Origin of the sequence: Dermacoccus sp. PAMC28757, assembly GCF_014302635.1 — a bacterium.
GTDB lineage: Bacteria > Actinomycetota > Actinomycetes > Actinomycetales > Dermatophilaceae > Dermacoccus > Dermacoccus abyssi.
In genome coordinates this window covers 2831915-2857686 of sequence record NZ_CP060292.1, presented here as the reverse complement: position 1 = coordinate 2857686, position 25772 = coordinate 2831915, and the positions used below count along the sequence as shown (strand labels likewise).

Below are 25772 nucleotides of genomic sequence, written 5' to 3'. Positions count from 1 at the left end.
ACTTCTCCCAGGCAGACCTAGGAATCCTGACACCACCATGACGACACCGACCGCGAAGCAGGGAGCTTCCCCGCGAAGCGACTGGCGACGCAAAATCGTGCTCGTCCTGTTCGTTCTCGACCTCGCCGTCGTGACGTTCAGTGTGGTGGCAGCCTTCTTCGCACGATTCTGGACGGCCGAGACGTCCCTCGAAGCGGTCGACGGTCAGTTCAAGCTGTATGTCGCCGTCGTTGTCAGCCTCGTCGTGGGATGGGTCGCGGCGCTCCAGTGGAACCAGGCCTACCACGTCGACGCCCTGGCCATCGGCTCCGACGAGTACCGAGGCATCGTCCGAGCGACGTTCGGTACGTTCGGCGCGCTCGCCATCGTCAGTGAGTTACTTCGTCTCCAGGTGGCGCGAGGCTTCCTCGCCATCGCACTCCCACTCGGGCTCGTGCTGCTCCTCATCGAGCGTGCGCTCGTCCGGCGCTGGATCGTCAATCGCCGCCGTCGTTTCCGGCTCGTCGACGGCGTCATCGTCGTCGGCTCGCCGCAAGAGGTTCGCTACGTCGCCGAGGGCATCACCCGTAACCCCGAAGCCGGCCTCGTCGTGCGCGGGGTGGCCACCGAGACTCACGATGTTCCTACCTTCGAGTTGGCCAACGGACTGGTGGTGCCGCAGATCGGTGGGCTGGCCGATGTTGTGCCGGCCGTGCACAGCCACCACGCGTCGATGGTCATCGTCGCGGGTCACAACCGCGTCAACCGCAAGCAGCTTCGCGAACTCGGGTGGCAACTCGAGGACACCGACATTCGTCTGGCGCTCGCGAGCCGTATGACGGATGTCGCGGGCCCGCGCATCCACTGGCGTCCGATCGAGGGCCTGCCGCTCATGAGCGTCGAGATGCCGCGCTACAGCGGCCTCAAGTACTCGCTCAAGCGACTCTTCGACGTCGTCGTCGCCATTGGCATGCTGCTGCTGCTCTCGCCGCTGCTCCTGCTCATCGCTCTGGCCGTGCGCCTCGACAGCCCGGGGCCTATCTTCTTCCGTCAGACACGCGTCGGCGTCAACGGCTCCCCGTTCAAGATGACGAAGTTCCGTTCCATGGTGGTGGACGCCGAAGCGCGCCTCGCCGCACTGCAAGCCCAGAACGAGGGCTCCGGCCTGCTGTTCAAGATGAAGGACGACCCACGCATCACCCGGGTCGGCAACGTCCTGCGCCGCTACAGCCTCGACGAACTGCCCCAGCTGTTCGACGTCGTCGCCGGTTCCATGTCCCTCGTCGGGCCGCGCCCGCCACTGCCGCAAGAGGTCGACGAGTACGAGACGCACGTCCACCGCCGCCTCAACGTGAAGCCGGGTATCACCGGCCCCTGGCAGGTCGGCGGACGATCCAACCTCTCCTGGGAAGAATCGGTCCGCAAGGACCTCTACTACGTCGAGAACTGGTCGCTCTCCGGTGACGTCGTCATTCTCTTCAAGACCGTCCACGCAGTTCTCGCGAGGGACGGCGCGTACTAGCCGCTCCCTCGCCATGTCTTCCGGCCTCGCCTAGCGGCTCGGCTCGGTGCGACATGCCTTCGGGCCTCACGCTTCTCGTGGCCCTTGTGACGACCTCGCAAGCTCGGTCGTCACAAGGGCCACGTTCGCGTTTCGGGCGCGTCCCCTCGCAGCGGACTCGGCTTTCGGTGCGCCGGGCGCCTGGTGAGGGGGGAGGCTCCTCAGGCCCGCGCCCCTGGAGTTCGCCGGGCCCATCCCGATGTTGAGCGGGCATGTGGGCACTGGTGCCTCGTTTTGAAGGCAACATCGGATGGTCATGCGGATTCCGTGTCCCATGCGGGTTCGTGAGGGCACCACGGACCCGGTGCCCTGCGCACGGCCGACGCGACCACGCTGGGAGGGGACGCGCCCGAACGCGAACGCGCCCCGCGCGACGACCGAGCTTGCGAGGTCGTCGCGCAGAGCGCGTGAAGCGTGAGGCCCGAAGGCCTGTCGCACCGAGCGAGGCTACCGAGCTTGCGAGGTAGGCGCGCCGGAAGACAGGACTAGGGAAGGCTCAGCCAGTCCTGCCACCCCGCGTGGAGGACGAGCCAAGCCATGAGGCCGTAGCCCGCCTGGCCGGGGTGGTATCCGTCGCTCGCGGCGAGGTCGGACTGCCACTGGTCGTGCCCCAGCAGTGGGCGGAAGCAGTCGACGTAGGTGACGCCGCGGCGCGCGCAGACGTCGGCGTGGGCGTCGACGAGCAGTTCGAGCTTCGCGTTGAGCTCGGGGTCGCTCGTGGGCGGCGGGCCGACGACGAACGTCGCGATGCCGTTCGTCGACGCGTCGTCGAGGATGTTGGCGAGGTTGAGGCGCGAGCGGGCCGTCGTCATGCCCTGCGCGACGTCGTTCGTGCCGAAGCCGATGACGAGGCGTCGCTCGTTGCAGTTCTTCCACCGCAGGGCCGTTTCGCTGCGCCAGCGGGCGAGGACGTCGGAGGAGCTCTCGCCGCGCACACCGAGGTTGTACGTCGTCAGCGCCGAGCCGTCGTGCGGGGTGCGCGCCACGACGCGCGAGACCCACCCGAGGGCCTTGGGGTCGCCGTAGCCGTTGACGTAGCTGTCCCCGACGAAGCACAGGCCGATCCGCCGATCGCCCTCGGTGACCTGGAAGTCGGCGCTCGGCCGGAACTGCGGTTCGCTGCCTTCGTGCGGGTATGCCACGGTGTCTTCGCCTTCACTCATTCGTCGTCGTCATCGTCGAGGCGCGCCAGCCACGTGGCCAGGCGCTCGACCGGGATCTCGAACTCGGGGTTGAGGTCGACGAACGTTCGCAGCTGGTCGGCCAGCCACTCGAACGTCACCTCTTCTTCGCCGCGCCGATGGGCGAGTTCCTCGATGCCTCGATCCGTGAAATACACGTGGGCAGCTTATCGTCACGCCCTTCCCGCTGTCGCCCGGTGCGCTGGCTGCACGTCCGCGGACGACGAGAGCGGCGCCGCCCCGAAGGGCGACGCCGCTCTCGTCAGTGCTGAGCGATCAGCGGGTGAAGGCCTGCTCGACGAGCTCGGCCTGCTGCGCCGCGTGACGCTTGCTGTTACCCGTGGCGGGCGACGCGGACGCCGGACGCGACACGACGCGCAGACGACGAGTCTCGCCCTGCTCCTCGAGCATGTCGGGCAGGTTGAAGAACATGAACGGCCAGGCGCCCTGGTTCTTCGGCTCGTCCTGCACCCACACGATCTCGGCGTTCGGGTACTCCTTGATCGCCTCCGCGATCTCCTTGGCCGGGATCGGTGCGAGCTGCTCGACGCGCACGATGGCGGTCGTCTCGTCGCCGCGCTTCTCGCGCTCCGCCTCGAGGTCGTAGACCACGCGGCTCGAGGCGAGCAGCACGCGCTCGACCTTGGACGGGTCGAGCTGCTTTGCGTCCTTCAGCACCGGCTCGAACTGGCCGGTCGTGAAGTCCTCCGGCGAGCTCGTGGCGGCCTTGACGCGCAGCAGCTGCTTCGGCGTGAAGACGATGAGCGGCTTGCGCGGACGGGCGTATGCCTGACGACGCAGGAGGTGGAAGTACGACGCCGGCGTCGAGGGGTAGGCGATCGTCATGTTGTCCTCGGCGAACAGCTGCAGGAAGCGCTCGATGCGCGCCGAGCTGTGGTCGGGACCCTGACCCTCGTAGCCGTGCGGCAGGAGCAGGACGACGGAGCTGCGCTGCGCCCACTTCTGCTCCGAGCTCGAGATGAACTCGTCGATGATCGTCTGCGCGCCGTCGACGAAGTCGCCGAACTGCGCTTCCCAGAGCACGAGCGCGTCGGGACGCTCGACCGAGTAGCCGTACTCGAAGCCCATCGCCGCGTACTCCGACAGGAGCGAGTCGTAGATCCACAGCCACGCCTGCTCGTCGGTGAGGTAGCGAAGCGGCGTCCACTCGTTGCCGTTCTGCTTGTCGATGAGGACGGCGTGGCGCTGCACGAACGTGCCGCGACGGCTGTCCTGACCCGACAGACGCACCGGGGTGCCGTCCATGAGGAGCGAACCGAAGGCGATGAGCTCGCCCATGGCCCAGTCGATGCCGCCGTCGCTGACCATCTTGGTGCGGCGCTCGAGCAGCTGCTTGAGCTTGGGGTGCAGGGTAAAGCCCTCGGGAGGGTTAGTCCACACGTCACCGATCCGCCGGAGGGCGGCCTCGGTGATGGCCGACGAACGACCGGAGGAGTAGGCGCTCTTCGCGTCGTCCTCGATCTGGGCGGACGGGCGCTCGAGACCACCATGGCCCTCGGCGTCGGTGCCCTGGCTCGAGTCCGGAGCGGGGGCGTTCTGCGTCTTCGTCGCTTCCTTCGTCTCGACGAAGACCCGCTCCAGCTGCTGCTGGTAGTCCTTGAGCAGCAGTTCCGCGCGTTCCTGGTCCATGTCACCACGGCCCACGAGGGCCTCGGCGTACAGACGGCGCACGCTCTTCTTGGCCTCGATGAGCTTGTACATGAGCGGCTGCGTCATCGAGGGGTCGTCACCCTCGTTGTGACCGCGACGGCGGTAGCAGACCATGTCGACGACGACGTCCTTGTTGAACGTCTGGCGGTACTCGAAGGCCAGCTCGGCCACGCGGACGCAGGCCTCGGGGTCGTCACCGTTGACGTGGAAGATCGGCGCCTGAACCATGCGGGCGATGTCGGTGGAGTACGTCGAGCTGCGTGACGCGCTGGGCGCCGTGGTGAAGCCGACCTGGTTGTTGATGACGACGTGGATCGTGCCGCCCGTGCGGTAGCCGCGAAGCTGCGACAGGTTGAGCGTCTCCGCGACAACACCCTGGCCGGCGAACGCCGCGTCACCGTGCAGCAGGACCGGCACCACCGTGAACGCCGTGCCGGCGAGGTTGATGCGGTCCTGCTTGGCGCGGGCGATGCCTTCGAGGACAGGGTTGACGGCCTCGAGGTGGCTCGGGTTGGCGGCGAGGTAGACCTTGGTTTTCGCGCCGGTATCGGCCACGAACTCGCCCTCGGTGCCGAGGTGGTACTTCACGTCACCGGAGCCCTGCACGGAGTTGGGGGCCTGCGTGCCCTCGAACTCGCGGAAGATCTGGCCGTAGGACTTGCCGGCGATGTTCGCGAGCACGTTGAGGCGGCCGCGGTGCGGCATACCGATCGCGACCTCGTCCAGCTCGTTTTCGGCCGCTTCGCTCAGGATGCGGTCGAGGATGGCGATGACGGACTCGCCGCCTTCCAGGCTGAAGCGCTTCTGGCCGACGAACTTCGTCTGCAGGAACGTCTCGAAGGCCTCGGCCTGGTTGAGCTTCTTGAGGATGCGCTCCTGCTCGTCCTGCGTCGGCTTCGCGTAGGCGAGCTCGACCTTGGACTGCATCCAGGCCCGCTCCTCGGGGTTCTGGATGTGCATGTACTCGATGCCGACGGTTCGGCAGTACGAGTCACGCAGGATGCCGAGGATCTTGCGCAGCTTGAGGAAGTTCTGACCGCCGAAACCGCCCGTGGGGAAGGTGCGGTCGAGATCCCACAGCGTCAGGCCGTGGCTCGTGATGTCGAGGTCCGGGTGACGACGCTGCTTGTACTCCAGCGGGTCGGTGTCGGCCATGAGGTGGCCGCGCACGCGGTAGGCGTGGATGAGCTCCTGGACGCGGGCGACCTTGTTGATGTCGTCGTCGTGGTTAGCCGAGATGTCCTGAACCCAACGCACCGGCTCGTAGGGGATGCGAAGCGACTCGAAGATCTCGTCGTAGAAGCCCTGCTCGCCGAGCAGCAGCTGGTGGACCTGACGAAGGAACTCACCCGACGTCGCACCCTGGATGATGCGGTGGTCGTAGGTCGAGGTGAGCGTCAGGATCTTGCTGACGGCGTTGCGGTTGAGCGTGTCGTTGCTCGCGCCCTGCCACTCGGCCGGGTAGTCGAGCGCGCCGACACCGATGATCGTGCCCGCACCCTTCATGAGGCGCGGCACCGAGTGCACGGTGCCGATGCCGCCCGGGTTAGTCAGCGAGATCGTCGTGCCGGCGTAGTCGTCGAGCGTCAGCTTGTTGTTGCGGGCCTTCTTGACCATGTCCTCGTAGGCGGCCATGAACTGAGCGAAGTTCATGCGCTCGGCGCCCTTGATCGAGGGCACGACGAGGGTGCGCGAGCCGTCCGGCTTCTGCAGGTCGATGGCGAGGCCGAAGTTGACGTGGCCCGGCTGGTGAAGCTGCGGCTTGCCCTTCTCGTCGACCGAGAGGGAGGCGTTCATCTCCGGCATGACGCGCAGCGCCTTGACGATGGCGTAGCCGATGATGTGGGTGAAGCTCACCTTGCCGCCGCGGCCGCGGGCGAGGTTCGAGTTGATGACAATGCGGTTGTCGATGAGGGCCTTGGCCGGCACCGCGCGCACGGACGTTGCCGTCGGGACCTCGATCGAGGCCTCCATGTTCTGCACGATCTTGGCCGCGACACCGCGCAGCGGGGTGTCGACGTCCTCGGCCTCCGGCAGGTCGCCCACCGAGGCGTCGCCGTGGTCACGCGGCGTCGGCTGGGGCGTGAAGCCCTCCGCCTGCTTGGGGTCGAGCTTCTGCTGGGAACCCTGGTTGTCGTCCGCGCCCTGGTCGGAGGTGTCCTTCGTGGGCTCGGCCGCCTGCTGCGACTCGGCGCGCTGCTGGTCACGCGGCGCCTCGGCTGCTGCGGGCTTCTCCGTCTTCTCCTTGGCGGAGTCGGACTTCGTGGATGTCGAGGACTTCGCATCGGTGGAGCCCGCGTCGGAAGCCGCTGACTTGGAGGTGCCGGCACCCGAGCCGCCCTGGCCGGGGCGGTAGTTCGCGAAGAACTCCTGCCACGCGGCGTCCACTGAGTTCTTGTCCTGGCGGTACTGCTCGTAAAGCTCTTCGACGAGCCACTCGTTCGGTCCGAAGGCCTCGAGGTCAGAGCTCTGGGACTGGGATGACACGCAGATGCGCCTCTTTCATGTGCGTCGTTCGGTTGGGCCTGATGGCCGCTGCCGCAGGTGGATGCACGGCATACGACGACCAGCCTATCCCGCAGCGCCACTTCGGGCGAGAGGGCGCTACGAGGTACGGGTCAGGAAGACGAGAACACGATGAGCCCCATGATAATTTCAAGCCCTGATGACGCAGTGGATATTGATTCTCCTCGGAGTTCTGCTCACCCTCGGAACGGCACTGTTCGTCGCCACCGAGTTCTCGCTCGTCGCTCTCGACCGTCACGCCGTCCAGCGGGCCATCGACGAAGGTGACGAAGGCGCTCGCCCCGTTCTCGCCGCGTTGCGCAAGCTCTCCACTCAGCTGTCCGCCGCTCAGGTCGGTATCACCCTCACGACGCTGTTGCTCGGTTACCTCGTGGAGCCGTCGCTGGGTCACCTGTTGGAGACGCCCCTCGAGGCGCTCGGGGTGAGTGGGGGAGCGGCCGTCGCGTTGTCGACCGCGCTGGCCATGATTCTGGCCGCTCTGTTCTCGATGATCTTCGGCGAGCTCGTGCCGCAGTTCCTCGGTATCTCGGCGCCGCTTCGGGTGGCCAAGGTCGTCGCCAGACCCGTGCAGATCTTCGCCGTCGTCTTCAAACCGCTCATCGCGCTGCTCAACGGCTCGGCCAATCTCCTGCTGCGCAAGATGGGCATCGAACCGCAGGAGGAACTCTCCGCGGCACGTACCCCGCAGGAGCTGTCGTCGATGGTTCGTCGCTCCGCCGAGGCGGGAACGATCGAGGAGGGCACGGCCGATCTGCTCACGCGTTCGCTCAACTTCGGTGAGCGTACGGCGTCGGACATCATGAGCCCGCGGGTGCGTTGCCAGTCCGTCGATCGCTCGGCTACCGCTGAGGACGTCGTGAATCTCGCGCGCTCCACGGGGCACTCCCGCTTCCCGGTGCTCGGCGACGGGTGGGACGACGTCGACGGCGTCGTCCACGTCAAGAAGGCCATCGCCGTTCCGGTCGAGCGCCGCGGTGACGTGCCCGTCACCGCCCTCATGGTCAAGGCGACGTTCGTGCCCGAGACGGTGACGCTCGAGCCGCTCCTCGTGCTGCTGCGCGGGGCCGGCCTGCAACTCGCCGTCGTCGTCGACGAGTACTCGGGCACCTCGGGTGTCGTGACGCTCGAGGACGTCATCGAGGAGATCGTCGGCGAGGTGAGTGACGAGCACGACAAGCTGCAGGACGCGAGCCGTCACCTGCCCGACGGATCGTGGACCGTGCCGGGGCTGTGGCGTCCGGACGAGGTCGCCGACCGCATCGGTGCGCCCGTGCCCGACGATCGTGCCTACGAGACACTGGGCGGCTACGTCATGCAGCAGGTCGGACGGATTCCGCGCGCCGGGGACGAGCTGTCGATGCCCGGCTGGCGTCTGCGCGTCATGTCGATGGACGGTCGCCGCGTCAACCGGGTGCGCTTCACGCCGATGTCGGACGCGACCACCGACGCTGGTGTCGGTGATGTCGTCGGCGGTTCGACGCGCGTGGACGGAGACGCCCGATGATGCTCTGGATCTCGCTGTTGCTGCTCGCCGGCAACGCCTATTTCGTGGGGGCCGAGTTCGCCGTCATGGCGGCGCGGCGCTCGCAGCTCGAACCGCTCGCGGAGCAGGGCTCGAAACGGGCCGCTCGCTCACTCGAGGCGCTGGAGAACGTCGCGTCCCTGCTCGCGTGCTCGCAGTTGGGCATCACGGTGTGCTCGGTGCTCCTGGGTGCGGTGGCCGAGGACGCCATTCACCATCTCATCGCGGGACCGCTCGAGGCGACCGGGCTACCGTCCGGGCTGACGCACGTCGTCAGCCTGCTGCTCGCGCTGTTCGTCGTCGTGTACTTCCACGTCGTGCTCGGCGAGATGGTGCCGAAGAACCTCGCCATCGCCGGCCCGGACCGCGCGGCTCTGTTGCTCGCGCCGTCGCTGCTGCGCATCACGAAGGCACTGCGTCCGCTCATTCGCGTACTCGAGTCGGTCTCGAAGGGCATCGTGCGCAAGATGGGCATCGAGCCGCAGGACGAGGTCGCCTCGACGTTCTCGACCGAGGAGGTCGAGATGATCGTCGAGGAGTCACACCGTGAGGGCCTGCTCGAAACGGAGCAGGAGCGACGCGTTCGCGATGCGCTCGAGTTCACGGACAAGCTGGCCCAGGACGTGGCCGTTCCTCTCGGCGACCTCGTGACGTTGCGTCTCGGCTCGACGCCTGCGGACGTCGACGCCCTCGTCGCCAAGCACGGTTTCTCGCGATTCCCGGTGACGAGCGTGCGCGGTGACCTCGGCGGCTACATCCACCTCAAGGACGTGCTGTACGCGCAGGACGAGGCGTACACCGAGCCGATCCCGCCGCGGCGGGTGCGACCGCTCGCGACGGTGCGGCCCAAGGACGAGGTGGAGGACGTGCTCGTCACGATGCAGCACTCCGGTGCCCACCTCGCGCGGGTCGTCGGTGACGACGGCGAGACGAGCGGCGTCGTCTTCCTCGAGGACGTGCTCGAGGAGCTCGTCGGCGAGGTGGCTGATGCGACCCAGCGTCCGGCCGTGCGTGCGGGACTGCGTGGGGCGACGCGCGAGGATGCTGCTCGCTCGGTCGCGGGGTCACTCGGGAACGACCGTTCGTGAGGCTCCCTGCACGCTGCTAAAGTGTGCAGTCGCGCCTCAGGGCGCACGCCGCCCCCTTAGCTCAGGGGATAGAGCACCGCCCTCCGGAGGCGGGAGCGCAGGTTCGAATCCTGCAGGGGGCACTTGTTGAGGAAGGCCGTCACGCCGAAGCGCTAGCGCAGGTGTGGCGGCCTTCCTCAATACCTGAATAACGCGAAGGATTCGGGAGGAGCCCCGAGCTTGCGAGGGGCGACGGTTCCTGCAGGGGGCACGTGTTCCCTGATTCTCTACGCGGGAACGATCAAGCTGCGGCGCACCAGCGGTAAGCGACTTTGTCTCACTCGCTACGCTCATGCTCATGTTCGACGCGGCCACGACCTCGGCGCTGGGGGAGCGCCTCGGCGTGGCCTGGCGGTGGGCTCCGTCGAAGGAACCCGGCGTCGTCACGAACAACGCGGCGCACGTCATGGTCGAACGGGGACGCGCCAGTTCCGTCGAGGCGGCGCACGCGGCGATTCGGCAGGCGTTGGACGAGACGACCCCCGGAGCGCTTGAGCTTGCGGCCTTCGACGAGGGGCTACTGAGCGTCGACGTGGCTGTGCGTCCTGAGTGGTGCACGCACCTGCGGGCTGACTTCGCCCCTCTCAACGCGGCGACGACGAGGTGGCAATCAGTGCAGCCTGACGTTCACATCGACGGGGCAACCATGACGTTCGCGGCGGCCGCGGAACGCATCGGCCTCGACGCGCTGACCTGGGCGCTTCTCGACGCCGCCCATCCGAAACGGACTCCGGTACCTGTCGCAGCACCTGAGTCCGTCCTCGCCTCGCGCCGTGACGCGAACACTCTGGCTCTTGTGCGACGCGCACACTCGGTCGCGTCCCTCGCCGTCGCGGGCGTCGGGGCCGGCGAGGAGGCGGGAACCGCCGCGGGCACGAGTGCGGATGGCGCCGGGCGGCGACTCCTCGCGGCGCTCGCCCTCGTCCCGCAAGCGGCAGAGGACGCCGTACGCACCGGCCGCACCCGTCCGTTGCTCACCCAGATCGTCATCCTCGCGGAGCGCACCACGCAGTTCGCCGAACACTCGCCCGCCACGCGGACGGATCTGCCGGTGTTCGACGCCGCCCGTAGAGTCCTCGAAGGGGCGCTGACGGCGGCCCGCCTGGCCGCCCCCGTACCCTATTGATCGGCTCATCGGCTTGCCCGACGAGCACGACCGGCAGCGATTTCGACACCGCAGGAGACAGCGACGTGAGTTCCGTACCGAACGCGCCGACCGGCCCCCTCGAGGAGATCGTCTGGCCACGCACGGCTCGCCGCGGGGATGACGGCGTCATCAGCATCGCCGGTATTGCCGCCACCGAACTGGCCGACCGCTTCGGCACCCCCGCCTACGTCATCGACGAGGACGACGTGCGCCGGCGCGCCCGCGCCTACCGCGAGGCGTTCTCGCAGGCGTTCGGCGACATCGGCACGGTGGCCGACGTCTACTACGCGGGCAAGGCGTTCCTCACGTCGCACATCGCGCGCTGGGTCGTCGAGGAGGGCCTGCGTCTCGACGTCTGCTCCGGCGGCGAACTCGCCATCGCCCGTAAGGCCGAGGTGCCCGGTGAGGCCATCGGCATGCACGGCAACAACAAGAGCCTCGAGGAGATCGACGCGGCGCTCGCGTACGGCGTGGGGCGCATCGTCGTCGACTCGTTCGAGGAGATCCAACGCGTCGCCGTGGCAGCCGCCAAGCACGACCTGCGCGCGCCCGTCATGCTGCGCGTCAAGCTCGGCGTCGAGGCCCACACCCACGAGTTCATCGCGACGGCCCACGAGGACCAGAAGTTCGGTTTCTCCCTCGCGGACGGTCAGGTCGCCGACGCCGTGGGCCGGGTGCTCGCCCACCCCGAGCTCGAACTGCTCGGCTTCCACAGCCACATCGGCTCGCAGATCTTCGAATCGGACGGGTTCGAGGAGGCCGCGACGCGCCTCGTCGCCCTCCAGCTCGACGTCGCGCGAACGCACGGCGTCGAGTTGCCCGAACTTGACCTCGGCGGAGGGTTCGGCATCGCCTACCTGCCCAGCGACACCCCGCTCGAGCCGGCGGACATGGCGCAGCAGCTCGCGCGCATCGTCAAGACGGCCTGCGACGACGCCGGTGTCGCCGTTCCGCGCGTCTCGATCGAGCCGGGCCGCAGCATCATCGGCCCCGGCGGCGTGACGCTCTACCGGGTCGGCACGGTCAAGCCCGTGCAGGCCACGGACGACCTCGTGCGTTCCTACGTCAGCGTCGACGGCGGCATGGGCGACAACGCCCGCCCCGCTCTCTACGCCGCTGACTACCACGCGGCGCTCGCGAACCGCGGTGGCGCGGACGACCTCGTGGCCACCCGCATCGTCGGCAAGCACTGCGAGAGCGGCGACATCGTCGTGCGCGACATCAACTTCCCCGCCGACGTCGCGGACGGTGACCTCGTCGCCGTCGCCGCGACCGGCGCCTACTGCCGCGCTCGCGTCGCAGTACAACCACGTCCCGCGCCCGCCCGTCGTCGCCGTCAAAGACGGCGACGCGCGCGTCCTGCTGCGCCGGGAGACCATCGACGACCTGCTCGCCCTGGAAGAGGAATGACCATGACGACCAAGCCCATCACGGTGGCGCTGCTCGGCAGCGGCGTCGTCGGCACCGCCGTCGCGCGTGAACTCACCCGCAACGCAGCCGATTTCGAAGCCCGGGTCGGGGCCCCGGTCCAGATCGTCGGCGCGCTCGTTCGGGATGCGTCGAAGGACCGTTCCGAGACGGGCCTGCCCGCCGACGTGTTCACTACCGACGCCGAAGGCCTCGTCGAGCGCGCCGACATCGTCGTCGAGCTCATGGGCGGCACGGAGCCTGCGAAGTCGCTCATCACGAAGGCCCTCGAGAACGGCGCGAGCGTCGTCACGGCCAACAAGGCCCTGCTCGGCGAAGCCGGCCCCGAGCTCTACCAGCTCGCGATGGAGCACGGCGTCGACCTCTCCTACGAGGCAGCCGTTGCGGGCGCCATTCCGCTCATCCGCCCGCTGCGCGAGTCGCTCGCCGGCGACGAGGTGACGAAGGTGCTCGGCATCGTCAACGGCACGACGAACTTCATCCTCGACAAGATGGACCGCACCGGCGCGAACCTCGAGGACGTGCTCGCCGAGGCGCAGAGCCTCGGGTACGCCGAGGCCGACCCGACCGCCGACGTCGAGGGCCACGACGCCCAGGCCAAGGCTGCGATCCTCGCCTCCTTGGCGTTCCACACCCGGGTGCGCACGAGTGACGTGCACTGCGAGGGCATCATGGGCCTGACGGCGGAGGACATCAAGGCCGCTCGCCGCGCCGGTTGCGTCATCAAGTTGCTCGCCATCGCCGAGAAGGTCGAGCGCGACGGGGCCGACGGTGGCCCTGGCGTCAACGTCCGGGTGCACCCTGTGCTTCTGGCCCGCTCGCACCCGCTCGCCACGGTGCGCGAGGCGTTCAACGCCGTCTTCGTCGAGACGAAGCTCGCCGGCGAGCTCATGTTCTACGGGCGTGGCGCCGGCGGCGACCCCACGGCATCCGCCGTGCTAGGCGACATCGTCCACGCCGCCCGGCACCGCGTCAGCGGCTCGCACGGCGCGGGGGAGTCGGCGTACGCCAACCTGCCGATCCTGCCGATCGGTGAATCGCTCACCCGCTACGTCGTGCGCGTCGAGGTGGCCGACGAGCCCGGCGTGCTCGGTCGCGTGACGAGCGCCTTCGGCGATCAGGGCGTCTCGATCGAGAGCATGCGCCAAGGCGTGCGCCGCTCCGAGGACGGGCTCGCCTCGCTTACGTTCATGACCCACGAGGCCCCCGAATCGGCCCTCGCGACCACGGTCGACACCATCAAGAAGCTGCCCGACGTCACGAGCGTGACGTCGGTGCTGCGCGCGGAAGGAATCTGACATGGCCCACCTGTGGCGCGGCGTCATCACCGAGTACGCCGAGCGTCTGCCGATGCTCGACGGAGCCCCCGTCGTCACCCTCGGCGAGGGCGGCACGCCCCTCATCGAGGCGGAGAAGCTGAGCAAGCGCGTCGGTGCACGCGTCTTCGTCAAGTACGAGGGCCTCAACCCCACGGGCTCGTTCAAGGACCGCGGCATGACGACGGCGATGTCGATGGCCGCGAAGAACGGCGCCAAGGCCGTCATCTGTGCGTCGACGGGCAACACGTCCGCCTCTGCGGCCGCCTACGCGACGAAGGCCGGCATGACGTGTGCGGTGCTCGTGCCGGACGGCAAGATCGCCATGGGCAAGTTGAGTCAGGCCATCGCGCACGGCGCGCAGCTGCTCCAGGTCGACGGCAACTTCGACGACTGCCTCACGGTGGCGCGCAAGCTCGCCGAGAACTACCCGGTCGAGCTCGTCAACTCCGTCAACCCGGCCCGCATCGAGGGGCAGAAGACGGCAAGCTTCGAGATCGTCGACGCCCTCGGTGACGCCCCGGACATCCACGTGCTGCCGGTCGGCAACGCGGGCAACATCACCGGCTACTGGCGCGGCTACCGCGAGTACGCGGCGCCGTTCACCACCGCCGACGGGCGCGAACTGCCGGCCGCCTCCACGAAGACGCCGAAGATGTGGGGCTTCCAGGCCGAGGGTGCCTCGCCCATCGTCGCCGGGCACCCGTTCGACGAGCCCGAGACCATCGCCACCGCAATCCGTATCGGCAACCCGGCGTCGTGGAAGCAGGCCGAGGAGGCCCGCGACGACTCCGGCGGCCTCATCGACTGGGTGAGCGACGACGAGATCCTCGACGCCCACCGCTACCTCTCGAGCGAGGAGGGCATCTTCGTCGAGCCCGCCTCGGCCGCGTCGATCGCCGGCCTGCTCAAGAAGCACGCCGCCGGTCAGGTGCCCGCGGGCGCCACAATCGTCTGCACGGTCACGGGCCACGGCCTCAAGGACCCGCAGTGGGCGCTGCGCAACGCGGACGGTGACGACATCCAGCCCGAGCGCGTCGACGTCGACGCGTACTCGGTGGCGCGGGCGCTCGGCCTCGACTCCTGACGATGGCGCACCGTGTGACGAGCGCCGAACCGCTGCGTGACGAGGCCGTCGTCGCCGCCGGTGCCCGCGCTCGAGTGCGAGTGCCTGCGAGCACGGCCAACCTCGGGCCGGGCTTCGACTCCATCGGCATGGCGCTCGGCGTCTGGGACGAGGCCGAGGCGAGCGTCGAGGGCGACTCGCTCGTCGTCGAGGCCACCGGTTTCGGTGAGGGGGAGGTGCCGCTGGACGAGTCGCACCTGGCCTACCGGGCCATGGTGGCCGCCTGGCAGGCGCTCGGTCTGGACGCTCCGCAGGGCCTGAGGCTGAGCTACCGGGGGGCCATTCCGCACTCGCGCGGGATGGGCTCGTCGGCCAGTGCCGCGGTCACCGGTGTCGCGCTCGGGACGGCCCTGGCGGGCCTCGACCTCGCGGACGACACCGTGCTGCGCTTCGTCAGCGACATCGCCTCGAGCATCGAGGGCCACCCGGACAACGCATCCGCGTCCGTGTACGGCAACGTCACGGTGAGCTGGGCCGGCGATGGTGACGCAGGCGACTGGCGAAGCGCTGTCCTCGCGCCGCACCCCCACCTCGTGCCGGTACTCGTCGTGCCGCAGCGACGTCTGTCGACGGCCACCGCGCGTGCCGCGCTGCCCACCGCCGTTCCGCTCGCCGTCGCCGCTCGCAACTCGGGGCGCACGGCGCTGCTTGCGCACGCCCTCACCGCGGACCCGAGTCTCCTCATGCCGGCCACCCAGGACTACCTTCACCAGGAAGCCCGTCGCCCCGCCTACCCCGAGTCGATGGCCCTCGTCGACGCTCTGCGCGACGCCGGCATCCCTGCCGTCATCTCGGGCGCCGGGCCCACCGTGCTCGCCCTGACGAGCGGGCAGGGAGAGGAAGCCGTGCGTGCGGTGGCCAGCGACGTGGAGATCATTTCGCCCGGCACAACAAGCCGTGGGGTGCACGTGGTTTCGTCCTCGTGAGGTCGGGGGTGTAACGTCAAGGTGCACCCGGGTGAAATTCCCAGGGCGCTCGAGCCGTCACCGTTTCACGGTCGCGGCAGCGGAGGCCTCGAATTTCTTTCGACGTCCCAAGAACGCCTACCTGCCTCGCAGGTGATCCACCCGCGCTTTCGTGCATTGCCGAATCCCCCGTCCGTCCCCGGACGAGGTCGGCAGCGGGTTCGTTTCTGTTCGAACCCGGCTCCACTCACATCCCGTCCGCGTATCTGACACGCGGGCCGAACGAGGGGGAAGGATCCTTCGTGTCTGAACAAACGCCTGCCGCACCGGCGCAGTCCAGCCCGCGCGGCGCGCTGTCCGCGATGCGCCTCGACGAGCTCAAGCAGCTCGCGCAGAGCATGGGTATCGGTGGCATCTCCAAGATGCGCAAGGTCGACCTCGTCGCTGCCATTCGCGCAGCGCGCGCGGAGGCCAACGGTGTGAGCGGCAGCCGCTCGCAGGCCGGCGAGCTCACCTCGACCGCGCCGAGCGCGCGTCGTGCCGTGCGTGAGGAGCAGGCCGCCGAAGCGCCCAGCGAGAAGCCGCAGCGCGCCCAGCGTGACGGTGACTCCACGAACGCGAACGCCGCCGGCGCACCGGCAGGTGACGCGTCGGACAACGGTGACGAGCAGGGGCAGGGACGCCCGCGTACCCGTCGCGGTCGCCGCGGCGGCGAGGAGCGTCCGAAGCGCGACGGCCAGAACGACGGCGCGAACGCTCAGAACGAGTCCGGCCAGAACGACGCGTCGAACGACGGCCGTGGCCAGCGCGACGAGCGCCGTGACGGTGGCAAGCGTGACGGCAACGACTCCGGTTCGAACCGCGGATCCTCCGACCAGTCGGGTTCCGACAAGGGCCACGACAAAAGCAGCCACGAGCGCCCGGACAAGCACGACGGCTCCGACAAGCGCGAGCGTGGCCAGGGCAACCAGGGCAACCAGAACGAGCGTCGTGACGGTGAGCGCGGCGACAAGCGGGATAACCGCGAGAACCGCGACAACAACGACCGTTCGGACAAGCGCGACGACCGTTCCGACAAGAACGAGCGTGGCGGGCGCAACGAGCGCAACAACAACGGCAACAACAACGATGACGACGAGCGCGGCGGACGCCGCCGTCGTCAGCGCGGCCGTGACCGTGACCGTTCCGGCCGCCGAGGTGGCCGTGGGCGTGACTTCGAGGACGAGGCACCCGAGATCCGCGAGGACGACGTCCTCGTGCCGGTCGCCGGCATCGTCGACGTCCTCGACAACTACGCCTTCGTGCGCACCACCGGCTACCTCTCGGGCCCGACGGACGTCTATGTCCCGATGAACCTCGTCAAGAAGAACGCACTGCGCAAGGGTGACGCCGTCACCGGCGCCGTGCGGGCCCTGCGCGAGGGTGAGCAGCTGCCGGCACGCCAGAAGTTCAACGCGCTCGTGCGCCTCGACACCGTCAACGGCATGACGGTCGACGCCGCCAAGAAGCGCGTCGAGTTCGGCAAGCTGACGCCGCTCTACCCGCAGGAGCGCCTGCGCCTCGAGACGACGCCGAACGTCCTCACGACCCGCATCATCGACCTCGTCGCCCCCATCGGTAAGGGCCAGCGCGGCCTCATCGTCGCGCCCGCCAAGGCCGGTAAGACGATGGTCATGCAGTCGATCGCGAACGCCATCACGACGAACAACCCCGAGTGCCACCTCATGGTCGTCCTCGTCGACGAGCGTCCCGAGGAAGTCACCGACATGCAGCGCGCGGTCAAGGGTGAGGTCATCGCCTCCACCTTCGACCGTCCCGCCACGGACCACACGACGGTCGCCGAGCTCGCCATCGAGCGCGCCAAGCGCCTCGTCGAGATGGGTCACGACGTCGTCGTCCTCCTCGACTCGATCACCAAGCTCGGACGCGCCTACAACCTCGCCGCCCCGGCGAGCGGTCGCATCCTCTCCGGTGGTGTCGACTCGGCCGCGCTCTACCCGCCGAAGAAGTTCTTCGGTGCCGCGCGCAACATCGAGAACGGCGGATCGCTGACGATCCTCGCCACGGCGCTCGTCGAAACCGGCTCGCGCATGGACGAGGTCATCTTCGAAGAGTTCAAGGGCACCGGCAACATGGAGCTCAAGCTCGACCGAGGCCTCGCCAACCGCCGCATCTTCCCGGCCGTCGACATCAACGCCTCCGGTACTCGACGCGAGGAGATCCTCCTGTCGGCCGAAGAGCTGAAGATCATGTGGAAGCTGCGTCGCGTGCTTGCCGCACTCGACCAGCAGCAGGGCATCGAGCTGCTCATCGACCGCCTCAAGAAGACGAAGCACAACGTCGAGTTCCTCATGCAGGTTCAGCAAACCTCCAACATCAAGCTGGACGACGACGAGGACTGATCCTGTTCAGCAGTGAGGCCGGTGCGAGCGAGCTCGCACCGGCCTCACTGCTTCCAGGGTCCTCGCCGTCGTCCAGGCGCGTCTTGCGGCCAGGCCCTGGCGGGCCTGTCTCGCTGCGACACGCGGCGGGTCGGCTTCCAGCGTGGTCCGGCGGTCTGCGCCGTCGCCTGCTTGGGGCTCGCAACAGGGACTCTGATCCGATGACGTGTCGCACTCTTTTCGTGTTACCCGCGTACACGCAAATAGGGATGGTCTCTTCCCTTCTTGTGTCTTCGGGGCGTTTCTGGACGCCAGTAGGGAAGGTTTCTTCCCCAGTCGCGCCTACGCGCACCGAGGTGCCAGCTGCGTCCACGTCCTGCGTCTGGTTCGGTCCCGCGTCGGCAGCCGACGGCCCGGGAATAGGTTCCGGGCTTCGTCTGTTTTGGAAGGTGTCCAGCTCGTCTGGCAAACTTCATTGTTGGCTTCCGGTTCACGTCGCTCGCCCGAGCAGACGACCCGGCGGCATCCTCAACAGCTAGGAGAACCCCGTGAAGAAGAACCTTCACCCCGAATACGTCGCCACGACGGTGTCCTGCACCTGCGGCAACACATTCGAGACCCGCAGCACCGCGACGTCCGGCAAGATCAACGTCGAAGTGTGCTCCAACTGCCACCCCTTCTACACGGGTAAGCAGAAGCTCATGGACACCGGTGGCCGAGTCGCTCGCTTCCAGGCGCGCTACGGCAAGAAGGACGCCAAGTAGTCTTCGCACACGCCGACCCCAGCAACTCTGCTGGGGTCGGCGTTTTGCATTCCCACGTCCTTCCCACGCCCAGGAGCCCCCGTGCTTGAATCCGCAGCCACGATCGTCGCCGAGTACGACGACCTCGAGAAGCAGCTCGCCGACCCCGCGACGCACGCCGACCCGACGCTCATGCGCCGGCTCAACAAGCGGTACGCGCAGCTCGCCCCGACGGTCGCCGCGTACCACGCGTGGAAGAGCGCCACCGAGGACGTGAGCGCCGCCGAAGAGCTCGCTGCAGAAGACCCTGCCTTCGGCGAGGAACTGCCCGCACTGCGCACGCACCGCGACGAGACCACCGACGTTCTGCGCAAGCTCCTGCTCCCGCGCGACGAGGACGACGATCGTGACGTCGTCCTCGAGGTCAAGGCCGGCGAGGGCGGCGCCGAATCGGCCCTGTTCGCCGGTGACCTCGTGCGCATGTACCTGCGCTTCGCCGAGCGCAGCGGTTGGAAGGCGGAGATCTCCGACGCCACCGACGCCGACCTCGGCGGCTACAAGGATGTCCGCCTCACGGTGCGCGCCAAGGGCACCCCCGAGCCGGGGCAGGCGCCGTGGGCGCGTCTCAAGTACGAAGGCGGAGTGCACCGCGTCCAGCGTGTCCCCGTCACCGAGAGCCAGGGCCGCATCCACACGAGCGCCGCCGGCGTGCTCGTCATGCCCGACATCGAGGAGGAGGACGAGGTCGAGTTCGGCCCGAACGACCTCAAGATCGACGTCTACCGCAGCTCCGGACCGGGCGGCCAGAGCGTCAACACGACCGACTCGGCCGTGCGTATCACCCACCTGCCGAGCGGCGTCGTCGTCTCCTGCCAGAACGAGAAGTCGCAGCTGCAGAACAAGGAGTCGGCGCTTCGCGTGCTCAAGGCCCGCCTGCGTCAGATCGAACTCGAGCGGCGCGAGGCCGAGGCCAGTGCGGCCCGCAAGTCGCAGGTGCGCACCGTGGACCGCAGCGAGCGCATCCGCACCTACAACTTCCCCGAGAACCGCATCGCCGATCACCGCACCGGCTACAAGTCCTACAACCTCGACACCGTGCTCGACGGCGACCTGGACGCCGTGGTCCAGTCCGCCGTTGACGCCGACGAGGCCGCGCGGCTGGCCGCCGTCGGCCAGGAGGACTGAACCGGTGGCAGCATCGCTGCGCGACGTGATCCGGAACGCGCGTCAGCGTCTGTCCGACGCCGGCGTCGAATCCGCTGCTCACGACGCCGCCGCCCTCATGGCGCACGCTCTCGGTGTGACCCTGGGGGAGGTGCGACGCCTCGAGATCCTCGGGCGTGACCTCGACGACGCCGAGGCTGAGCGCTTCGCCGGCCTCGTGGACGAGCGTGCGGCCCGAGTACCCCTGCAGCATCTCACCGGCAAGGCGCCGTTCCGCCACCTCGAGCTGAGTGTCGGGCCGGGCGTTTTCGTGCCCCGCCCGGAGACGGAGATGCTCGTCGACGAGACGATCCGCCTGGCCCCGCACGGCGGTCGCGTTGTCGACCTGTGCACGGGTTCAGGTGCCATCGCGCTGGCCGTCAAGCACGAGCGCCCGGATCTCGATGTCTGCGCAGTTGAGCTCGACGAGGCCGCAGCGGCCTGGACGGCCCACAACATCGCCGCGGCGAGCCTCGACGTCCACTTGAGCGTTGAGGATGCGCGTGAGGCTCTAGCGGGGCTTGAGGGCCGTTTCGACGTCGTCGTGAGCAACCCGCCCTACATCCCTGTCGGCATGGTGCCGGTCGACCCGGAAGTGGCCGATCACGATCCCTCGATCGCGCTGTACGGCGGCAGCGACGACGGCTTGAGGTTCCCGGTGCAGATCGCCGAGCGGGCGGCCGCACTGCTCAAGCCGGGTGGGCACCTCGTCATGGAGCACGCCGACGTCCAGGGCGAGACGCTGCCCGCAGCTCTCCTCGCGAGCCGTGGGTTCGATCAGGCCCACGACGTGCGCGACGCCGCCGACAAGCCGCGCATGACGATCGCCCGCCGCGAGGGTGGGGGCGCGTTCGAAGCGGTCGCGCCCCACGAGCGTCCCTCGCGAACTCGTGAGGCGGTGCGCCTCGTCGTTCTCGACGAGAGCGACGCCGTTCTGCTCTACGTCGACTCCGACCAGGGCCTCGACCCGGTCTTCACCTGGTGGGCCACCCCGGGCGGCGGCGTCGATCCGGGGGAGGGTGCCCGAACCGCAGCCGTGCGGGAGCTGTGGGAAGAAACGGGTTTACGCATCGACGAGGCCGACGTCGTGGGCCCTGTCGCCTCGCGGACCGTCTCTCACGGATTCTCCGACCAGATCACCTACCAACACGAGACCTTCTTCGTCGTCCGATGCCCTCGCTTCAACGTCGAACCCGCAGCCCTCACTCCGGAAGAGCAGATGACGATGCAGGAGTGGCGGTGGTGGTCGCTCGACGATCTCGACGCCGCGTCTCACCCCGTCTGGCCGGCGGACCTCGTCCGGCTGGCCCGCGATGTCATCGCGGGCCGGTCCACCCATCTCCCCGACGTCGAGGAATCCTCCGTTCCGCTCGACGCCCATCACACCCAGGAGCGTTCATGAGCCAGATCCTCGTCGCGGTGCCCGCCGCGCTGGCCGCTTGCGTCCACGTCTACATCTTCGTGCTCGAGTCGCTGCGCATCACCGACCCCGCGACGATGAAGGTCTTCGGCATCGCGAGCCGCGAAGAGGCCGAGATCATGCGCCCCTGGGCATACAACCAGGGTTGGTACAACCTCCTCCTCGCGCTCCAGGTCGGCGTCGGAGTCGTCTGCCTGTGGGCAGCACCGAGCGTCGGTTCGACCCTCGTCGTCGCCGGGTGCGCCTTCATGGTGGCGGCGGCGCTCGTTCTCGTGACGAGCGATCGCGCCAAGCTGCGTGCCGCGACGGTCCAGGGAGCCCTGCCGCTGCTCGCTCTGCTCGCGTGGGCTCTCACGCGATGACGCGGCGGGCTCCGTCGCGGCGTGGCACGGGTTCGACGTGCGAGCGCCGGTGGGGGAGACTTGCGGAAGCAACAAGGGCGGATTCGACCTGGAGGAGTGTGGCGTGAGCCCGGTATTTGACGTCTCGACCAGCGGGGATCGCGCTGCGGCGATCGAGGCCGCCACGGTGGCGATCGGCGAGGGCAAGCTCGTCGTCCTGCCCACCGACACCGTCTACGGAGTTGGCGCCGACCCGTTCAACCCCGACGGAGTCGCAGGCCTGCTGGCCGCCAAGGGACGTGGCCGTGAGAAGCCGCCCGCCGTTCTCGTGCCCAGTGCCGAGACCGTCGACGGTCTCGCGATGAACGTGCCCTCCTACGCGCGACGCCTCATGGAGCGCTTCTGGCCCGGTGGCCTGACGCTCATCTTCCGCGCCCAGCCTTCGCTCATGTGGGATCTCGGTGACACGAACGGCACTGTCGGCCTGCGCGTGCCGGACGACGAGATCGCTCTCGAGCTGCTGCGCTCGAGTGGGCCGATGGCTGTCAGCTCCGCGAACCGCACCGGTGAGGAGACCGCCCGCACCGTCACGGAGGCGGGTTTCGCCTTCGGTCCCAGCGTGGAGGTCTACCTCGACGGCGGTGAGCGTTCAGGTGCCCTCGCGAGCACGATCATCGACTGCACGAAGGCCGATCCGGTGCTTCTGCGCCGCGGTGGCATCACGCCCGAGCAGCTGCGTGAGGTGCTCGGCCCGATCGATCTGCTCGACTCCACCGGCGCTCCGGTCTCCGAGACGCCCCGGGCCGACGAGGAAGCCGCCGCCGAGGCCGACGCCTCGACGAGCGACGAGAGCGACGCTACCCACGCCGCACAAAGTCCCACCGACTCCCGCGACGAGAGTGCCGCCGACGAGAGCGCGGCGGCCCTCGCCACGCGGGCCGAGCGGCGCACGCGTGCCGTCCCGGTGACGCCCGGCGCGGGCGCTGACGTCGACCGCTCGAGCGACGCCACCCAGGCCTTGCCTGCGGGCGGCGTGGGCGCCGAGCCGCCCTTCGAGCGTGAGCCCGTGCGAAGTGCCGAACTGCCCGGTCGTCCCGGGCGTCCCACCGACTAAGGTTGAACCCATGACGACGTTCTACGGCTCCGACTACGCCGCCCTCGAGTCCTTCGATCCCGACATCGCCGGTGTGCTGATTTCCGAACTCGATCGTTTGCGCGGCGGTCTGCAGCTCATCGCGAGCGAGAACATGTCGAGCCCGGCCGTCCTCACGGCGCTCGGTTCGACGCTGTCGAACAAGTACGCCGAGGGCTACCCGGGCCGCCGCTACTACGGCGGTTGCTCGGAGGTCGACAAGGCCGAGGAGATCGCCATCGAGCGCGCCAAGGCGCTGTTCGGCGCAGATCACGCGAACGTCCAGCCGCACTCGGGTGCCTCCGCGAACCAGGCTGTCTACGGCGCCTTCATGCAGCCGGGCGAGACCATCCTCGCCATGAGCCTGCCCATGGGCGGGCACCTCACGCACGGCACCAAGGTTTCGTTCTCGGGTAAGTGGTTCAACGCGGTCGGCTACGGCGTCGACAAGAAGACCGAGGACATCGACTACGACGAGGTCGAGCGCCTCGCCAAGGAGCACAAGCCGAAGGTCATCCTCGCCGGCGGCTCCGCCATCCCGCGTCTCATCGACTTCGAGCGCTTCCGCGCCATCGCCGACGAGGTCGGTGCCATCTTCTGGGTCGATGCAGCGCATTTCATCGGTCTCGTGGCAGGCAAGGCGATCCCGTCGCCGGTGCCCTACGCCGACGTCGTCTCCTTCACCACGCACAAGGTGCTGCGCGGCCCGCGCTCGGGCGCCATCGTCTGCAAGGAAGAGCACGCCAAGGCCATCGACAAGGCCGTCTTCCCGATGATGCAGGGCGGCCCGCAGATGCACACGATCGCTGCGAAGGCGGTCAACTTCAAGGAGTGTGCGACGCCGGAGTACCAGAAGTACGCGAAGGATGTCATCGCCAACTCCCAGCGTCTCGCCGAAGGCCTTGCAGCCAAGGGCATCCGTCCGACCACGGGTGGCACGGACACGCACCTGTCGCTGCTCGACCTGCAGGGCGTCGGTGTCACCGGCGCTGACGCCGAACTGCGCTGCGACGCCGCAGGCATCACGCTCAACAAGAACGCCATCCCATTCGACCCGCAGAAGCCGAACGTGGCCTCGGGTATCCGTGTCGGCACGCCGTCGGTGACGACGCAGGGTATGGGTCTCGAGGAGATGGACGTCATCGCCGACGTCATTCACCGTGCCGTCACCGAAACCGACGGCTCGGCCGACAACGCCGTCGCCAAGGAGATCCGCGAGCAGGTCACCGACCTCGTCACGCGTTTCCCCGCCTACCCCCGCTGAGGTCGGCACCGGCCCGTGCGTGAGTACTTCCTCATCAGCGTCGTCGCGGCGGTCTTCACGTTCGTCGCGACGCCGCTCGCACGATGGGCGGCCATTCGTTTCGGCGCGGTGACCCAGGTGCGGGCGCGGGACGTGCATGCCGTCCCGATCCCGCGCCTGGGTGGCACGGCGCTGTTCATCGGATTCACCGCCGCGACGCTCGTGTCGTCGCAACTGCCGTACCTGTCCCAGATCTTCGGCACGCGTGAAGCCGTCGGCACACTCATCGCGGCCGGCATGATGTGTGCCCTAGGCGCGTGGGACGACTTCGCCGAGCTCAACTGGGCCATCAAGTTCGGCGGGCAGGCGCTCGCGGCCTGCGTCCTCGTCGTCTCCGGTGTCCAGTTCCTCATGCTGCCGTTGGGGGAGCAGACCGTCCTACCGACGCCGTTCCTCGTCGTCCTGTCGGTCTTCGTCATCCTCGTCATCGTCAACGCGGTGAACTGGGTGGACGGCCTCGACGGTCTCGCGGCCGGAATGGTGGCCATCGCCTCGGCGTCCTTCTTCTTCTACGCCTACCAGCAGGCGTCGGCCTCGGGGGACAGGGTCTTCTCGACGTCGGCCTTCATCTCCGCCGCAACGGTGGGCGCCTGCGTGGGCTTCCTGCCGCACAACTTCCACCCGGCGCGCCTGTTCATGGGGGACGCGGGGTCGTTGTTGCTCGGCACGCTCATGGCGTCAGCCACGATCTCGTTCGCGGGCAACCTCGACCCGGCCGTCGTCTCGAGCACCGGGGACGCGTCCGTCGCCTTCATGCTCCCGCTGCTCGTGCCCCTCGCCATCCTGGCCGTGCCTCTGTGGGACTTCGCTGCCTCGATCGTGCGACGGTTGCGTTCGGGGCAGAAGCCCTGGGAGGCCGACGGACGGCACCTGCATCACCGGATGCTCCAGATCGGTCACACCCACCGGGCCGCAGTGCTCATCCTCTACCTGTGGTCGATCGGCATTGCCCTGGGGCTCGTCTCGATGGCGTACTGGCCGGTGGAGCGTTCGCTGACCGTCCTCGTGGGGCTCACCGTGCTCGCCTTCGCCCTCACCTGGGGCTTGCCTCGTTGGCGACGTCGAAGGGCCTTGTGATAGTTTTCACAAGCGCCCCGGACTTCTGAAACCGGCCGCTCCGCCCGACGTGAAACCGCACGCCAGAGCAGATTGAGAGCCCTCGAGTTGGACTCCCACGACACCGCACCACGCGGGGTGACCTCCGAGTCACCCTTTGCCGCCATGCTGCGTTCGTCGTTCCTGCCCAGCGCAATCGTCGGGCTCGTGTGTGCCGCCGTTTTCCTTGCGGTGCGTGGCGTCGCAGGCGGCCTCTCCGCACTCTTCGGTGCGGCGCTGGCGTTGGGCTTCTTCGCGAGCGGTCTGCTCGTCCTGCGCACGCTGCGCAATCTCAACCCGATGGCCATCATGGCCGCTGCGATGGCCGTCTTCTTCGGCCAGATCATCGTGCTCGGCCTGATCCTCGTGGCTGCGCGCCGCGTCGACTCGCTCGACGGGCCGGCCACCGGCATCACGGTGGCTGTGGTGGTCGTGGCCTGGCAGATCTTCCAGGTGCGCAGTTTCATGCGAACCCGCCAGCTCGTCTACGACCCGGAAGCGGGTGGCGACGGGGTGGGAACGTGAACGTGAACCGTGCCACGACGTCGGGTAGAATGCGTACTGTCTCCGGCGTGCACGAACGATCAGGCCCCCGCCGAGGGCGGCAGGGCCGATCCGATTGCAACAGACACTGTGACTTTTCTTGCTGGATGCTGACTGAGGAG

19 protein-coding genes, 1 tRNA gene and 1 pseudogene are annotated in these 25772 nt (G+C 68.4%); 18 read left to right on the top strand and 3 right to left on the bottom strand.

The window, feature by feature from the left end; translation table 11 throughout:
- Window positions 1-37 precede the first annotated feature (37 nt).
- Window positions 38-1501 carry a sugar transferase gene (locus H7F30_RS13525; protein ID WP_187035714.1) on the top strand — a complete coding sequence of 488 codons (1464 nt, stop codon included), beginning with the start codon at window positions 38-40 and terminating at the stop codon, window positions 1499-1501.
- Window positions 1502-2025: 524 nt separating this feature from the next.
- Here the strand turns inward: H7F30_RS13525 and H7F30_RS13520 are convergent.
- From H7F30_RS13520 to H7F30_RS13510, 3 genes are all read right to left on the bottom strand, one after another.
- Window positions 2026-2682 (bottom strand): GDSL-type esterase/lipase family protein, encoded by a 657-nt coding sequence (locus H7F30_RS13520; protein WP_187038073.1) that lies wholly within the window; start codon window positions 2680-2682, stop codon window positions 2026-2028.
- A 17-nt stretch (window positions 2683-2699) separates the two neighbouring features.
- Window positions 2700-2879, bottom strand: a complete 180-nt coding sequence (locus tag H7F30_RS13515; protein ID WP_047310269.1) for a DUF6104 family protein — start codon at window positions 2877-2879, stop codon at window positions 2700-2702.
- A 118-nt stretch (window positions 2880-2997) separates the two neighbouring features.
- Entirely contained in the window at window positions 2998-6879 is a 3882-nt protein-coding gene (locus H7F30_RS13510; protein WP_187035712.1) for a multifunctional oxoglutarate decarboxylase/oxoglutarate dehydrogenase thiamine pyrophosphate-binding subunit/dihydrolipoyllysine-residue succinyltransferase subunit, read from the bottom strand.
- Window positions 6880-7057: 178 nt separating this feature from the next.
- On the opposite strand from H7F30_RS13510, the gene H7F30_RS13505 reads away from it, so the two are divergent.
- The 17 genes and pseudogenes from H7F30_RS13505 (at window position 7058) to H7F30_RS13425 (ending at window position 25632) form a co-directional block, all read left to right on the top strand.
- The gene (locus H7F30_RS13505) at window positions 7058-8422 is read left to right on the top strand and encodes a hemolysin family protein (RefSeq protein WP_187035710.1); all 1365 of its coding nucleotides are present in this window, start codon (window positions 7058-7060) and stop codon (window positions 8420-8422) included.
- Window positions 8419-9528: a hemolysin family protein gene (locus H7F30_RS13500; RefSeq protein WP_187035708.1), complete on the top strand. Its 1110-nt coding sequence runs from the start codon at window positions 8419-8421 to the stop codon at window positions 9526-9528. The genes H7F30_RS13505 and H7F30_RS13500 overlap by 4 nt, the downstream gene beginning before the upstream one ends.
- Window positions 9529-9578: 50 nt before the next feature.
- Window positions 9579-9650, top strand: a tRNA-Arg gene (locus H7F30_RS13495).
- Between the two features lie 215 nt (window positions 9651-9865).
- Entirely contained in the window at window positions 9866-10693 is an 828-nt protein-coding gene (locus tag H7F30_RS13490; RefSeq protein WP_187035706.1) for a hypothetical protein, read from the top strand.
- A gap of 65 nt (window positions 10694-10758) precedes the next feature.
- Window positions 10759-12124 (top strand): annotated as a pseudogene (gene lysA, locus H7F30_RS13485) (diaminopimelate decarboxylase).
- Entirely contained in the window at window positions 12121-13440 is a 1320-nt protein-coding gene (locus H7F30_RS13480; protein WP_193644290.1) for a homoserine dehydrogenase, read from the top strand. The pseudogene lysA and the gene H7F30_RS13480 overlap by 4 nt, the downstream one beginning before the upstream one ends.
- Before the next feature lies 1 nt (window position 13441).
- A complete protein-coding gene (thrC, locus tag H7F30_RS13475; RefSeq protein ID WP_187035704.1) occupies window positions 13442-14545 on the top strand; it encodes a threonine synthase in 1104 nt (367 codons plus the stop codon).
- Window positions 14546-14547: 2 nt separating this feature from the next.
- Window positions 14548-15510 carry a homoserine kinase gene (gene thrB / locus H7F30_RS13470; RefSeq protein ID WP_187035702.1) on the top strand — a complete coding sequence of 321 codons (963 nt, stop codon included), beginning with the start codon at window positions 14548-14550 and terminating at the stop codon, window positions 15508-15510.
- 341 nt (window positions 15511-15851) lie between these two features.
- A complete protein-coding gene (gene rho, locus H7F30_RS13465) occupies window positions 15852-17891 on the top strand; it encodes a transcription termination factor Rho (RefSeq protein WP_222617892.1) in 2040 nt (679 codons plus the stop codon).
- 527 nt (window positions 17892-18418) lie between these two features.
- The gene (rpmE, locus tag H7F30_RS13460) at window positions 18419-18634 is read left to right on the top strand and encodes a 50S ribosomal protein L31 (protein WP_047310260.1); all 216 of its coding nucleotides are present in this window, start codon (window positions 18419-18421) and stop codon (window positions 18632-18634) included.
- Between the two features lie 81 nt (window positions 18635-18715).
- Window positions 18716-19798: a peptide chain release factor 1 gene (prfA, locus tag H7F30_RS13455; protein WP_187035699.1), complete on the top strand. Its 1083-nt coding sequence runs from the start codon at window positions 18716-18718 to the stop codon at window positions 19796-19798.
- A 4-nt stretch (window positions 19799-19802) separates the two neighbouring features.
- On the top strand, window positions 19803-21218 hold the full coding sequence (prmC, locus tag H7F30_RS13450) for a peptide chain release factor N(5)-glutamine methyltransferase (RefSeq protein ID WP_187035697.1): 1416 nt from the start codon (window positions 19803-19805) through the stop codon (window positions 21216-21218).
- A complete protein-coding gene (locus tag H7F30_RS13445; protein ID WP_187035695.1) occupies window positions 21215-21598 on the top strand; it encodes a DUF1304 domain-containing protein in 384 nt (127 codons plus the stop codon). Before prmC ends, H7F30_RS13445 begins: the two co-directional genes overlap by 4 nt.
- Before the next feature lie 103 nt (window positions 21599-21701).
- Window positions 21702-22691 carry an L-threonylcarbamoyladenylate synthase gene (locus H7F30_RS15160; RefSeq protein ID WP_187035693.1) on the top strand — a complete coding sequence of 330 codons (990 nt, stop codon included), beginning with the start codon at window positions 21702-21704 and terminating at the stop codon, window positions 22689-22691.
- Window positions 22692-22701: 10 nt separating this feature from the next.
- Window positions 22702-23973: a serine hydroxymethyltransferase gene (gene glyA, locus H7F30_RS13435; RefSeq protein ID WP_187035690.1), complete on the top strand. Its 1272-nt coding sequence runs from the start codon at window positions 22702-22704 to the stop codon at window positions 23971-23973.
- A 15-nt stretch (window positions 23974-23988) separates the two neighbouring features.
- Window positions 23989-25089, top strand: coding sequence for an MraY family glycosyltransferase (locus H7F30_RS13430; RefSeq protein ID WP_187035688.1), 1101 nt, complete (start codon window positions 23989-23991; stop codon window positions 25087-25089).
- 144 nt (window positions 25090-25233) lie between these two features.
- A complete protein-coding gene (locus H7F30_RS13425; RefSeq protein WP_187035686.1) occupies window positions 25234-25632 on the top strand; it encodes a hypothetical protein in 399 nt (132 codons plus the stop codon).
- Window positions 25633-25772 lie beyond the last annotated feature (140 nt).

What these genes read in the sequence shown, in the direction of transcription:
- rho (WP_222617892.1), top strand. Translation starts at nt 15,852, where the DNA reads ATGCGCCTCGACGAGCTCAAGCAGCTCGCGCAGAGCATGGGTATCGGT.
- H7F30_RS13500 (WP_187035708.1), top strand. Translation starts at nt 8,419, where the DNA reads ATGATGCTCTGGATCTCGCTGTTGCTGCTCGCCGGCAACGCCTATTTC.
- glyA (WP_187035690.1), top strand. Translation starts at nt 22,702, where the DNA reads ATGACGACGTTCTACGGCTCCGACTACGCCGCCCTCGAGTCCTTCGAT.
- H7F30_RS13425 (WP_187035686.1), top strand. Translation starts at nt 25,234, where the DNA reads ATGCTGCGTTCGTCGTTCCTGCCCAGCGCAATCGTCGGGCTCGTGTGT.
- H7F30_RS13505 (WP_187035710.1), top strand. Translation starts at nt 7,058, where the DNA reads ATGACGCAGTGGATATTGATTCTCCTCGGAGTTCTGCTCACCCTCGGA.
- H7F30_RS13480 (WP_193644290.1), top strand. Translation starts at nt 12,121, where the DNA reads ATGACCATGACGACCAAGCCCATCACGGTGGCGCTGCTCGGCAGCGGC.
- H7F30_RS13445 (WP_187035695.1), top strand. Translation starts at nt 21,215, where the DNA reads ATGAGCCAGATCCTCGTCGCGGTGCCCGCCGCGCTGGCCGCTTGCGTC.
- thrC (WP_187035704.1), top strand. Translation starts at nt 13,442, where the DNA reads ATGGCCCACCTGTGGCGCGGCGTCATCACCGAGTACGCCGAGCGTCTG.
- thrB (WP_187035702.1), top strand. Translation starts at nt 14,548, where the DNA reads ATGGCGCACCGTGTGACGAGCGCCGAACCGCTGCGTGACGAGGCCGTC.
- H7F30_RS13490 (WP_187035706.1), top strand. Translation starts at nt 9,866, where the DNA reads ATGTTCGACGCGGCCACGACCTCGGCGCTGGGGGAGCGCCTCGGCGTG.
- H7F30_RS13525 (WP_187035714.1), top strand. Translation starts at nt 38, where the DNA reads ATGACGACACCGACCGCGAAGCAGGGAGCTTCCCCGCGAAGCGACTGG.